This window comes from Ruegeria sp. HKCCD7181 (assembly GCF_057221055.1).
The window spans coordinates 1-12,038 of the sequence record NZ_JBWVBC010000025.1; the positions used below are offsets into that span (position 1 = coordinate 1).

At 58.4% G+C, this 12,038-nt stretch carries 11 protein-coding genes and 1 pseudogene; 6 read left to right on the forward strand and 6 right to left on the reverse strand.

The window, feature by feature from the left end:
- The 5 genes and pseudogenes from glyA (AC2TCY_RS22665) to AC2TCY_RS22685 all read right to left on the reverse strand — a co-directional run.
- A pseudogene (gene glyA, locus AC2TCY_RS22665) lies at positions 1-454 on the reverse strand (serine hydroxymethyltransferase); the annotation flags it as partial.
- An 82-nt stretch (positions 455-536) separates the two neighbouring features.
- The gene (locus tag AC2TCY_RS22670; protein ID WP_480850985.1) at positions 537-1,508 is read right to left on the reverse strand and encodes a 2-hydroxyacid dehydrogenase; all 972 of its coding nucleotides are present in this window, start codon (positions 1,506-1,508) and stop codon (positions 537-539) included.
- Positions 1,508-2,395: a succinate--CoA ligase subunit alpha gene (gene sucD / locus AC2TCY_RS22675; RefSeq protein ID WP_480850987.1), complete on the reverse strand. Its 888-nt coding sequence runs from the start codon at positions 2,393-2,395 to the stop codon at positions 1,508-1,510. The genes AC2TCY_RS22670 and sucD overlap by 1 nt, the downstream gene beginning before the upstream one ends.
- Positions 2,395-3,591 carry a malate--CoA ligase subunit beta gene (locus AC2TCY_RS22680; RefSeq protein WP_480850989.1) on the reverse strand — a complete coding sequence of 399 codons (1,197 nt, stop codon included), beginning with the start codon at positions 3,589-3,591 and terminating at the stop codon, positions 2,395-2,397. The genes sucD and AC2TCY_RS22680 overlap by 1 nt, the downstream gene beginning before the upstream one ends.
- Positions 3,592-3,606: 15 nt before the next feature.
- Complete coding sequence (locus AC2TCY_RS22685) at positions 3,607-4,848, reverse strand: aminotransferase class V-fold PLP-dependent enzyme (protein ID WP_480850991.1); 1,242 nt, start codon at positions 4,846-4,848, stop codon at positions 3,607-3,609.
- Positions 4,849-5,068: 220 nt separating this feature from the next.
- Between AC2TCY_RS22685 and AC2TCY_RS22690 the strand changes: the two genes are divergently transcribed.
- Positions 5,069-5,698 carry a response regulator transcription factor gene (locus AC2TCY_RS22690; protein ID WP_480850993.1) on the forward strand — a complete coding sequence of 210 codons (630 nt, stop codon included), beginning with the start codon at positions 5,069-5,071 and terminating at the stop codon, positions 5,696-5,698.
- 15 nt (positions 5,699-5,713) lie between these two features.
- Here the strand turns inward: AC2TCY_RS22690 and AC2TCY_RS22695 are convergent, their stop codons facing one another.
- Positions 5,714-6,316: a helix-turn-helix domain-containing protein gene (locus AC2TCY_RS22695; RefSeq protein WP_480850995.1), complete on the reverse strand. Its 603-nt coding sequence runs from the start codon at positions 6,314-6,316 to the stop codon at positions 5,714-5,716.
- Between the two features lie 148 nt (positions 6,317-6,464).
- Here AC2TCY_RS22695 and glyA (AC2TCY_RS22700) point away from each other — a divergent pair, with 148 nt between their 5' ends.
- The 5 genes from glyA (AC2TCY_RS22700) (at position 6,465) to AC2TCY_RS22720 (ending at position 11,972) form a co-directional block, all read left to right on the forward strand.
- Positions 6,465-7,718, forward strand: coding sequence for a serine hydroxymethyltransferase (gene glyA, locus AC2TCY_RS22700; RefSeq protein ID WP_480850996.1), 1,254 nt, complete (start codon positions 6,465-6,467; stop codon positions 7,716-7,718).
- Between the two features lie 11 nt (positions 7,719-7,729).
- A complete protein-coding gene (gene lpdA, locus AC2TCY_RS22705) occupies positions 7,730-9,112 on the forward strand; it encodes a dihydrolipoyl dehydrogenase (protein WP_480850997.1) in 1,383 nt (460 codons plus the stop codon).
- 14 nt (positions 9,113-9,126) lie between these two features.
- Positions 9,127-10,071: a lipoyl synthase gene (gene lipA / locus AC2TCY_RS22710; protein WP_480850999.1), complete on the forward strand. Its 945-nt coding sequence runs from the start codon at positions 9,127-9,129 to the stop codon at positions 10,069-10,071.
- 25 nt (positions 10,072-10,096) lie between these two features.
- A complete protein-coding gene (locus tag AC2TCY_RS22715; protein WP_480851001.1) occupies positions 10,097-11,470 on the forward strand; it encodes an alanine/glycine:cation symporter family protein in 1,374 nt (457 codons plus the stop codon).
- A gap of 79 nt (positions 11,471-11,549) precedes the next feature.
- On the forward strand, positions 11,550-11,972 hold the full coding sequence (locus AC2TCY_RS22720) for a universal stress protein (RefSeq protein WP_480851003.1): 423 nt from the start codon (positions 11,550-11,552) through the stop codon (positions 11,970-11,972).
- The last annotated feature ends 66 nt before the right edge of the window (positions 11,973-12,038 follow it).

A 12,038-nucleotide genomic window follows, 5' to 3' on the forward strand; every position in this document is an offset into this window, starting at 1 on the left:
ATTGCACCGCGTTGAACCACTTGCCCGACTGGTTCGGGCGCGCGCCATGGGTCAGGTGACCGCCTGCGTCCAGGCTCATGCCCAGAATGGTGTCGCCGGGTTTGATCAACGCCTGGAACACGCCCTGGTTGGCCTGAGAGCCAGAGTTCGGCTGCACGTTGGCGAAGTTGCAGCCAAACAGCTGTTTGGCGCGGTCGATGGCCAGGTTCTCGGCGATATCAACGAACTGGCAACCGCCATAGTAGCGACGCCCGGGATAGCCTTCGGCGTATTTGTTGGTCATCACCGAGCCCTGTGCCTCCATCACGGCGGCAGAGACGATGTTTTCGGACGCGATCAGCTCGATCTCGTCGCGCTGACGGCCTAGCTCGGATGTGATCGAGCCAAACAGCTCAGGGTCACGGTCGGAAAGAGACTGGGTGAAAAAACCGTCTGTACGATAAGGGGCATTCACGGGTCATATCTCCTTTGAGAGAAGGGCCAACGCAGCAGCTGTGGCGGCGTTGGCATTCATTATTTGACGTTTCAATGGGTGGTCAGATCACACGATCACGTGGTTCCCGGCCTTCGAAAAAGTCACTCAGGTTATCGAGCACACGGAACCCCATCGCCTCGCGCGCCTCCTTTGTGGCGCTGCCCAGATGCGGCAGCATCACGAGATTGTCGCATTGCAGAAGGTCCGGACTGATGCGGGGTTCGCCGTCGAAGACGTCCAGCGCCGCGCCGCCGATCATATCGAACATCAAAGCCTGAATCAGAGCCCATTCGTCGATCACTTCACCGCGTGCGGTGTTGATCAGGAAGGCGTCAGACTTCATCAGACTCAGCCTGCGCGAATTGATCAGGTGCCGGTTTGCGGAACCACCGGGACAGTGGAGGGACACGAAATCACACTGGGGCAACAACTCATCGATTGTGTCCACTTGCGTTGCAAAGCACCGGGCCAATACGTCCGGCGGCACCTTACTGCGGTTGTAAACAAGGATGTCCATACCGAACCCATGATGGGCACGCCGGGCCATTTCTTGCCCGATGCGGCCATATCCGATGATCCCCAGCGTCTTGCCGCTGACCTTGGTGCCGACCAGATGCGTGGGCCGCCAGCCGGTCCAGTTGCCAGCCCGCAATTCGCGTTCACCTTCGCCCGCACGGCGGGCCGCCATCAAAAGCAGCGTCATGGCGATATCTGCGGTGCACTCTGACAACACGTCCGGCGTGTTGGTCACTGTCATTCCCCGTTCACGCGCCGACGGCTCACAAATATGGCTGTAACCGACGCCGTAGTTGGCGAGGATTTTTGTCTGCGCCCCAGGGACATCCAGTGCCTCGGCGCTCAGAGTATCCGTGACCGTCGGCAAAACGGCATCATAGGATTTCAACGCCTGCCGGATTTCGGCCGGGGACATAGGCTTGTCCCCGGTGTTCAAAACAGCGTTGTAGTTCTCGGCCAATTGCGCCTCGACGGCGGCAGGCCAGCGACGGGTAACAAGGACCGAGGGTTTGACCATCACGCAGCCTCCATCACACGAGCAATTGTTTCACCGATCACGGCCGGGTTTTCAGCAACGGTCACACCGGCGGCGGACAGAATTTCAACCTTCTCGCTGGCGCTTTCACCAAAGGCCGAGATGATCGCACCTGCGTGGCCCATTGTCCGGCCCTTGGGCGCAGTCAGGCCCGCCACGTAGGCAATGACGGGTTTGGTGATGTGATCGCGGATGTACTCCGCCGCTTCTGCTTCCTGCGGCCCACCGATTTCACCGATCATTGCGATGACATGGGTATCCTCATCCTCTTCGAAACGCTGCAGGATGTCCTTGAAGGACGATCCGTTGATCGGATCTCCGCCGATGCCAACGCTGGTCGATACGCCGATCCCGCGTTCTTTGAGCTGCGCCGCGGCTTCATAGCCCAGCGTACCCGAGCGGCCAATGATGCCCACATTTCCCGGCAGGTAGATGTGGCCCGGCATGATCCCCAGCATGGCTTTGCCGGGCGATATCGTGCCCGCGCAATTGGGGCCTGTCAGAACCATGCGCTTTTCCTTGGGATAGCGATACATGTACCGTTTGACGCGGATCATATCCTGCGCCGGGATGCCGTCGGTGATGCAGACGCAGTAGCGGATGCCGGCATCTGCGGCCTCCATGATCGCGTCTGCAGCAAACGGGGGCGGCACGAAAATCAGGCTCGCATCCGCGCCGGTTTCCTTTACGGCCTGCTTGACTGTGTCGAAAACTGGTACGCCTTCGACGGTGTCGCCGTGTTTGCCAGGAACCACGCCGCCCACAACGTTTGTACCATAGCTCAGCATGTCTTTGGTGTGGAACCGGGCCATGCGCCCGGTGATGCCCTGCACGATGACGCGAGAGTCACGATCGAGAAGAATGCTCATTACACAGCCCTCATCTTGGTGCCTTGAGTAAGGTCGTTTCGCCATGCGCCCACGGCGCGTTCTGCGGCTTCCATCAATGTCGTGGCGCGAATGACGGGCAGGCCCGATTTGGCGAGGATTTTCTGCCCTTCTTCGACGTTCGTGCCGGCCAGGCGGACGACAACCGGGATGTCGATATCCAGCTCCTTCAGGGCCTGAACGACGCCTTCGGCCACCCAGTCGCACCGGTTGATACCGGCGAAGATATTGACCAGGATTGCCTGTACGTTGTCGTCTGACAGAACCAGACGGAATGCTTTGGTCACACGTTCAGGTGACGCACCCCCACCGATGTCGAGGAAGTTGGCGGGTTCGCCCCCGGCCAGCTTGATCGTGTCCATCGTGGCCATGGCCAGACCGGCTCCGTTCACGATGCAGCCGATATTGCCTTCAAGGCCAACATAAGACAGGCCCCGATCGGCCGCGCGGCTTTCGCGCGGGTCTTCCTGGCTCTTGTCGCGCAGTTCCGCGATCTGCGGATGGCGGAACAGGGCGTTGTCGTCAAAGCTCATCTTGGCGTCCAGAGCCAAGACACGGTCGTCGCCGGTGATGACGAGCGGATTGATCTCAACCATGGTGGCGTCCAGATCGCTGAAGGCGGCGTAGCAGCCCTGTAGTGTGCGCACCATTTGCTGGACCAGTTTGGGCTCCAGCCCCAGTTCGAACGCAATCTCGCGTGCCTGGAATTCCTGCAACCCAACCGCTGGTTCGACAATCGACCGGACAATGCTCTCGGGACGTTCGGCCGAGATATCCTCGATCTCCATCCCGCCTTCCGACGAGGCGACGATCATGACCCGCTGGCTGGATCGATCGAGGACGAAACCCAGATAGATTTCGCGGTCAATCGGCACGGCGGATTCGACATAAACACGGTAGATGCCTTTGCCTTCCGGACCGGTCTGATGCGTGACCAGTTTGCGACCGAACAGGTCATCGCAGGCCTCATAGATTTCGTTTTCGGTGTTGCACAGCTTGACGCCACCCGCTTTGCCGCGGCCACCAGCGTGAACCTGCGCCTTGACGATCCATTTGTCGCCGCCCAGTTCGCGGGCCCGATAGGCCGCTTGCTCGGGGCTGTAGGCCAATGCGCCCGACGGCACATCGACGCCGAAGTTGGCAAGGATTTCCTTCGCCTGGTATTCGTGGATATCCATCTGTTCCGCTCCTGTTTATGCAGCGATTGAAGTGCCGTAACGGCTTTCAAGCAAAGCTTCGATTGCGTCCTGATCGACCTCTCCGCCCAGCTCACGCAGGGCCTCGGCGAACAGTCGAACGATCCGGCTGACGGCTTCCCGGTTCAACTGGTTGAGGATGCCGATGCGCACCTGAACCGGCGCGCTGAGCGTCGGCCAGATACCAAAACCCCGTGCCCGGCAGTTCTGCACCAACTCCATTTCGCGGCCAGCCAGTTCCGGCGGCAGGTTGAGCACGACGAGGCTCGGCATGTCCGAGGTCACTTCGCACCCCATCTCGATCACGGCGTCGCGCAGGACCTTTTCGTGGGTCCGATAGGACATCGATCGTTTCGCCAACCCTTCCTGCAGGGTTAGGCGCAGCGATTCATGGAATGCGGCAACTGCGTAGCCGGAATGGGTCCGGTGATAGGTGCCTTTTTCCACGTCCTGCCCGTCAACGATGCCCCAGTGGCGGGCCTCGAAAATCGGGTTATGCACATAAGTGTAGGCACCGGATGTTTTCAACGTTTCGATATAGGCATCGGTGAAGCTGACCGGCGCATAGGTCAGCGGCAGGCAGCACAGGCCTTTCTGCGGGCAGGACGCCCAACCGGCGATGCCCGGAAAATCATCAATCGAGAAGTCATCGGCCCCCAGTGACGAAACCGCGTCGATCAGGCCCATGGCACCGTTGCGCTCGCATGCTTCCGAGAACCCGCGCAAGTCGTTGACGCGGCCTGATCCAGTTTCCCAATGCGCCATGAATGCCCATTTCGGTTTGTGCTCGGCCAAAGCGGTCTCGACCGCCTCAACCGTTACTGGCTGGCCATGCGGAACCTCGATCACCGTGACGCTGGCAGCCTGAGGGTCAAGCGGTTTGGCTGCGTGCTCTTCCGGTGTCGCGGCCTTGATCCGCAGGGTCAGCGCATCGATGCCGGAGAAAGTGCCATTGGTGAAGGCAACTACCTTGTCACCGGGCATAACTGCGGAAAACATCGTGTCCAGGGCGCTCCAACCGGTGCCGGCAACCGCGAAGGTATAGGTATTCTCGGTGCCCCAAATTTTCCGCAGCATGTGCTTGCACTCGACCATGCCCCTGAGGACGTCGCCCTGCATGTGGTCCGCCACACCTGCGCTGGCAAAGGCGCTCAGGACGCGGGCGTCGGTATTGCCCGGTCCCGGGCCCGCAGCGAGAGTCTCGGGGATCTCGAGCGGAGGGAAAACCTGAAAAGTCATCGTTGGACATCCTCGGCAGTTAACCGGGCTCAGCGGCCCGTCGTGTTTCGTTGCCAGACAGAAAACCGAGACTTGTCAGGTTACACAACGTAACTTACTACTGCTTTAGCATGGCTATTAGTATGGGAAGTAACCTACCCATATTGGTAAAAATACCAAGGTATACCGAAATACGCCCCATCCAAATGGGTAGGTTTTGGAAAAATAAGGGAGAATTCAGATGGTTGACGCGCCCAATCCGCCGATCGATGTCATGCTGGCCGACAGCAACCCGTTGGTTCTTTCTGCAATGTCGGAGATTTTTGAGCGCGACCCGCGATTCTCTCTCGTCGCGACGTCAGCCACTGCCGAGGGGTTTTTAGGAACTGTGATGCGGGTCCCCGTTCAGGTCGGCGTGGTGGACTGGAATCTGCCGGTTTTGGGCGCGGCCAAGCTGATCGAAGTCCTGCGTGAGCAGACCAACGCGCCCCGCTTTGTTGTCTACGGCGATACGGCGGGTGATACTCCGCGGCTGGCGATGCAAGCCGGTGCAGCAGGTTTTGCTGCCCGATCAGGCGAGGTCGAAGGCCTTCTGGAAACCTGTGCCGAGGTGGCGGCGGGGAAAATGGTGTTTCCGTTCATCGACGTTCGAAAAATGCAACAAGACCCAATCCAAAGCCTGTCACGCAAAGAGCGTGCAATTCTTGAAGCTCTGGCCAAGGGTATGTCGAACCGTGATCTTTCAAAGGAGCTTCAGATTTCTACGAACACGGTGAAATTTCACCTTTCGAACATCTATGAAAAGTTGGCGGTCAAAAACAGGACCCAGGCAATCGCGTATTATTACTCGTCTCAGTTTTCCGGGGGGTAGGTTGGCTATTGAACGTCAATCCAATGACACCCACAGGACCTGCGCATCTTCGTCACTGGTTGATACGCAGCCGTGGCCCATCCCGCTATCATAATAAAGCGAGTCACCCGCCTTCATCGGTAGCGGCCGATAGTGCTCTGAGATAAAGATCAGCTCGCCGCTCAGAACATACATGAATTCCTCACCCGAGTGCCTGATCCAGTTCTCGAACTCGGAAATGTCCCGCGCCTTTATCGTGGCAATATAGGGAAGCATCCGCTTGCTGGTCAGTTCCGGGCACAGCAATTCGTGAAGATAGGTCGGAGTTTGCTGGATTTCGCCTTCGCCTTTCGGGGTGAAGTCGCGCCGACCGGAAATGCCAGACTGGCCTGACTGCAAAAACAGCTGAGGTGTGTTCATGTCCAGCGCTTGCGTCAGGCGGCGTACGATGTCGAAGCTTGGTCGGGTCTGGTTGTTCTCGATCTTTGAAAGGGTGGAGCGACCGATCCCTGCTGCGCGTCCTGCTTCCTCCAAAGTCCAGCCTTTCGCGCGACGCGCGTCCCGGATGGATCGTCCCAAGGCTGCGCCATCGTGTTGTTCGTCCGGACCGGAAACATCCGTTTGTTTATCGTCGGTCAAACATAATCTCCCCATTTTATTGAAGGTTACACATTTCCCTTGTGGCACACAACTTCACAAATATGAGATTTATGTTGCTTTGTGTGCACGTTTTCCACTATAGGAAACAAAATTTCGTACCTGAGATTCGGTGCAGAGGGAGGAGACTATGTTCAAAACGTCGCTGACTGAGGCAGATCCGGTTATTGCCGCGTCGATTTCGCGTGAGCGCGCGCGTCAAGCTGAGCAGATCGAACTTATCGCATCCGAGAACATCGTCTCGCAGGCTGTGATCGATGCTCAGGGGTCTGTGCTGACCAATAAATATGCCGAAGGCTATCCTGGCCGCCGCTATTATGGTGGGTGCGAATATGTCGACGAAGTCGAAGTAGAGGCCATCGAGCGCCTGAAGCAGTTGTTCGGCTGTGAATATGCCAACGTCCAGCCCCATTCGGGCGCGCAGGCCAATGGCGCGGTCAAGCTGGCACTGCTCAGCCCCGGTGACACTATACTGGGCATGTCGCTGGACGCTGGCGGTCACCTGACCCATGGCGCGCGTCCTGCTCAATCCGGCAAATGGTTTCGTCCAATCCAGTACGGTCTGACCGATGCCGGTTTGATCGACTACGATCAGGTCGCGGAACTGGCGAAGGCTGAGAAACCCAAGCTGATCATTGCCGGTGCATCGGCTTATTCCCAAAAGATCGACTTTGCCCGATTTCGTGAAATCGCAGATGAGGTTGGAGCATGGCTGCTGGCGGACATGGCGCATATCGCTGGTCTGGTTGCAACCGGCCTGCACCCGTCCCCCGTTGGTCACGCACATGTCGTCACCTCGACAACGCATAAGACCCTGCGAGGCCCGCGCGGCGGCATCATCCTGACAAACGACGAGGCGCTGGCGAAGAAGATTAACTCGGCCGTCTTCCCTGGCCTTCAGGGTGGCCCCTTGATGCATGTAATCGCAGGCAAAGCGGTTGCCTTTGGCGAAGCGTTAAAGCCGGAATTCAAGGAATACATGCAGCGCGTCGTCGACAGCGCTTCGGCCTTGGCAAATGTGATGATGGCGCGTGGCTGTGACATCGTTTCGGGCGGAACCGAAAACCACCTGATGCTTGTTGACCTGCGCCCGATTGGCGTGAAGGGCAAGGACGCCGAAGCTGCGCTGGAACGCGCCGGGTTCACATGCAACAAGAACAGCGTTCCGGGCGACCCGGAGAAACCCACTATCACCAGCGGGGTCCGTCTGGGAACTGCTGCCGGTTGTAGCCGTGGGTTCGGACCCGAAGAGTTCAAGCAGATCGGCCATCTAATCGGCAACGTGCTGGATGCTCTGGCTCAATCTCCGGAAGGTGACGCAGCCGTCGAAAAAGAAACCCGTGAAAAAGTCCGCACCTTGTGCGCGAGCCATCCGATTTATTGAGAGAATACCCGATGAAATCCTACGATCTCGTTGTTATCGGCGGTGGGCCAGGCGGTTATGTCGCTGCGATCCGCGCGGCCCAACTGGGCATGAAAGTGGCTTGCGTCGAAGGACGCGGGGCGCTTGGCGGGACCTGTCTGAATGTGGGGTGCATACCCTCCAAAGCGTTGCTGACCTCCTCGGCCAAATATGCCGAACTTGCACATCTCTCCTCCCATGGCATTGCGGTCGAGGGGGCCAGCATCGATGTGGGCGCGATGATGGGTCGCAAAGACAAAATCGTGGGTGACCTGACCAAGGGCATCGCATTTCTGTTCAAAAAGAACGGTGTTGACCTGATCGAAGGCTGGGCGAGTATTCCAGCCGCAGGGCAGGTCAAGGTCGGTGATGAGGTCTATGAGGCCAAGAACACTCTGATCGCCACAGGTTCCGAGCCGACCCCGCTGAGCGGGATCGAGATTGACGAACAGGACATTCTCAGCTCGACCGGTGCGATTGCACTGGAGAGCGTGCCAGAGCATTTGGTGGTCATTGGAGCTGGCGTGATCGGTCTGGAGCTGGGCCAGGTCTGGGCGCGACTGGGCGCCAAGGTTACCGTTGTCGAGTATCTGGACCGTGTTCTGCCGGGGATCGATGGTGAAATCGCCAAGTTGGCGCAGCGTGCCTTGTCCAAGCGTGGTCTCAAGTTCCAGCTGGGTCGGGCCCTGAAATCGGTCGACAAAACCGAGGCCGGCCTGACCCTGACAATGGATCGTGTCGGCAAAGACAAAGAAGAGGTGATGGAGGCCGATAAGGTTCTGATAGCTGTTGGCCGACGCCCGGTGATCCGGGGCCTTGGTCTGAATGAACTGGGCGTGGCGGTAAACGCCCGCGGGTTTATCGAAGTGGATAATACGTTCCAGACTTCAGTGCCCGGCGTCTACGCAATCGGCGATTGTATCCCCGGCCCGATGCTGGCGCACAAGGCCGAAGAAGACGGCGTTGCCTGTGTCGAAATGCTGGCCGGTCAGGCAGGCCACGTAGACTACAATACCGTTCCGGGTGTGGTTTATACCGACCCCGAGGTCGCTTCTGTCGGGCTCACCGAAGAAGCGCTGAAAGAAGCGGGAACCGAGTATTCTGTCGGCAAATTCGCCTTCATGGCCAATTCCCGGGCGCGTTCGACCGGAGATACAGACGGGGCCGTCAAGGTTCTTTCCGATGCCAACGGCAATATCCTGGGTGCACATATCTGCGGTGCGCATGGCGGTGATCTGATTGCTGAATTGGTTCTGGCCATGACCAAAGGCGCAACCGTCGCCGAGGTCGCCGCAACCTGCCACGCGCATCCGGCCATGGGCGAAGCGGTCAAGGAAGCCTGCCTTGACGCCATGGGCCGCGCAATCCACGCGTGAATGAGGGTAGCCAAATGACCATCCAGCTTCGCCCCCGTCACCCTGAAAAGGCCAAAAAGGCCGACAGTGTCATTCCGCGCAAGCCTAAATGGATTCGCAAGAAAAAGGTCGAAGGGTCCGAATACTACGAGACCCGGCGCCTGATGCGTGACCACGAACTGACAACAGTGTGCGAAGAGGCAGCTTGCCCCAACATCGGTGAGTGTTGGTCAAAGCGCCACGCTACGATGATGATTATGGGTGAAATTTGTACCCGTGGCTGTTCTTTCTGCAACGTGGCCACCGGTCGCCCAGATGACCTGGATGTATTCGAGCCGGGCCGAGTTGCGGCGGCGGTGAAAAAGCTGGGTTTGCGCCACGTGGTCATCACATCGGTAGACCGCGACGATCTGGATGATGGTGGGGCCGAGCATATCGCGCAAACCATCCGTGCCGTACGCCACCAGAACCCAGAGACCACGGTCGAGGTGCTGACTCCGGATTTCCTGGGCAAAGGCAGTGCGGCAGAAATTGTCTTTGAAGCTGCGCCAGATGTGTTCAATCACAATCTGGAAACTGTGCCGCACCTGTACCCGACAGTTCGTCCCGGAGCGCGCTATTACACGTCGCTGCGGCTTCTGGACGATGCCAAGCGTATGAACCGGAAAATCTTCACAAAATCAGGACTTATGGTAGGTTTGGGCGAGACTCTGAACGATGTGCGTCAGGTTATGGATGATCTGCGCGCCGCCAATGTCGATTTTCTGACGGTCGGTCAATACCTGCAACCGACGCCAAAACATCACCCGATTGACCGGTTCTGGTCGCCGGAGGAGTTTGAAAAACTGGAACACATTGCCCGATCAAAGGGCTTTCTGCACGTGTCGGCAACACCGCTGACCCGGTCGTCGTTCCACGCGGACGAAGACTTTGCCGCCCTCAAGCAGGCCCGCCAGCGGGCCATCGCCAACGGGGCATAAACCAAACGCAAATGGGAGGGAAACCATGGAAGCGTTAAATTCAATCGTAGGGGCCATAAATGGCGTTGTGTGGGGGCCGCTGATGCTGGTCCTCATTCTTGGCGTCGGCTTCTTCCTGCAGGTGGGGCTGAAATTCATGCCGATCCTGCGTGTAGGCACCGGCTTCAAGCTGTTGTTTGCAGGCCGTGAAGGTCAAGGTGACGGTCAGATCAGCCCGTTCAACGCGCTGATGACTTCGCTGTCGGCGACCATCGGTACCGGCAACATCGCCGGTGTGGCTACTGCTGTCTTCCTGGGCGGTCCGGGCGCATTGTTCTGGATGTGGATGACCGCCCTGGTGGGCATGGCCACCAAATATGCCGAAGCCGTCTGCGCGGTGAAGTATCGCGAGAAGGACGAGTTGGGTAACTTTGTCGGCGGTCCGATGTACTACATCAAGAACGGTCTCAGCGCGAACTGGCACTGGCTGGGCTGGGCTTTTGCGCTGTTCGGTGCGGTTGCGGCCTTTGGCATTGGTAACGGAGTACAAGCCAATGGTGTGGCTCAGGTTCTGGATTCGAACTTTGGCATCAATACCTCGGTTACTGGCATTGTGCTGATGGTTCTGACGGCAGGCGTTATCCTGGGCGGCATCACCCGCATTGGTGCTGTTGCAGGCAAACTGGTTCCGTTTATGGCGGTTGCGTACATCATCGCCGGTCTGCTGGTTTTGCTGATCAACATCGGTAACATCGGCAGTGCACTGTCGCTGGTCTTCACCTACGCATTCACCCCGTCAGCCGCCGAAGGTGGTTTCGCGGGTGCAGCGGTCTGGGCCGCGATCCGCTTTGGTGTGGCACGCGGTGTGTTCTCGAACGAAGCCGGTCTGGGTTCCGCCCCGATCGCGCACGCGGCAGCCGAGACCAAAGGCCCGGTCAATCAGGGTCTGATCGCGATGCTCGGCACGTTCATCGACACCATCATCGTGTGCTCGATCACCGGTCTTGCAATCATCTCGTCAGGCGCATGGACCAGCGGTGAATCGGGGGCGGCGCTGACCCGTCTGGCGTTTGAGACCTCGTTGCCCGGATTTGGTGGGCACCTGATCGCAATCGCGCTGTCGATCTTCGCCTTCACCACCATCCTCGGCTGGTCGTTCTACGGCGAGAAATGCGTGGAATTCCTGCTGGGCGTCAAATCCCTGCTGCCTTACCGGGTGCTGTGGATCGTTGCGATCTACTTCGGTGCAACAGCGGATCTGGGCTTTGTCTGGCTGCTGGCAGATACTCTGAACGCGATGATGGCCATTCCGAACCTGATCGCCCTGGCCCTGCTGAGCCCGATCGTCTTCAAACTGACGAAAGAGTTCTTCGCCTCGGGCGGCAAGTCCGAAGAACCAGGCGGCACAGCCGCCGAGTAATCTCGGCCCCGAATATCAACGGGGGGCCATCCCGGCCCCCCGCCTTTTAACAGTATTCCATATCTCGAGGAGATACGTGATGGCCACGAAAATCCTGCTGCCTATTGATCACTCTGACGACCGTTCGTGGAAAAACGCCCTTCCGGTCGCATTGGAACAGGCGAAATTCTACGGTGCCGAGCTGCACGCCGTCGCCGTGATCCCCGAGATCATCCAGTTGCCGAACCTGCCCGCCAACTATGGTGCCGGCGCCAAAGATCATGTGCGCAATGCGGTTCAGGCCATTCTGGACAAGGGCAATGCCTCTGACGTGCCTGTGCATGTCGAAGAAGGCAGCGTCTACCGTGAAATCCTGAAGCTCGCCCATAAGGAAGGCTTCGATCTTATCGTCATGGCTTCGACCAAAGGCGATTTCCCGAACTACGAAATTGGCCCGAACCTGGCCCGTGTCGTGCGCAATGCACATTGCACGGTGATGGTGGTTCGCGACATGAAGCGCTAATTGAGAGGATTGCCGATATGAGTTCACCGAAGCGCACGCCGTTGTATGACTTGCATGTTGAGTTGG

Coding starts and splice junctions, on each gene's coding strand:
- AC2TCY_RS22670 (WP_480850985.1), bottom strand. CDS start 1,508: ATGGTCAAACCCTCGGTCCTTGTTACCCGTCGCTGGCCTGCCGCCGTC.
- sucD (WP_480850987.1), bottom strand. CDS start 2,395: ATGAGCATTCTTCTCGATCGTGACTCTCGCGTCATCGTGCAGGGCATC.
- AC2TCY_RS22680 (WP_480850989.1), bottom strand. CDS start 3,591: ATGGATATCCACGAATACCAGGCGAAGGAAATCCTTGCCAACTTCGGC.
- AC2TCY_RS22685 (WP_480850991.1), bottom strand. CDS start 4,848: ATGACTTTTCAGGTTTTCCCTCCGCTCGAGATCCCCGAGACTCTCGCT.
- AC2TCY_RS22690 (WP_480850993.1), top strand. CDS start 5,069: ATGGTTGACGCGCCCAATCCGCCGATCGATGTCATGCTGGCCGACAGC.
- glyA (WP_480850996.1), top strand. CDS start 6,465: ATGTTCAAAACGTCGCTGACTGAGGCAGATCCGGTTATTGCCGCGTCG.
- lpdA (WP_480850997.1), top strand. CDS start 7,730: ATGAAATCCTACGATCTCGTTGTTATCGGCGGTGGGCCAGGCGGTTAT.
- lipA (WP_480850999.1), top strand. CDS start 9,127: ATGACCATCCAGCTTCGCCCCCGTCACCCTGAAAAGGCCAAAAAGGCC.
- AC2TCY_RS22715 (WP_480851001.1), top strand. CDS start 10,097: ATGGAAGCGTTAAATTCAATCGTAGGGGCCATAAATGGCGTTGTGTGG.
- AC2TCY_RS22720 (WP_480851003.1), top strand. CDS start 11,550: ATGGCCACGAAAATCCTGCTGCCTATTGATCACTCTGACGACCGTTCG.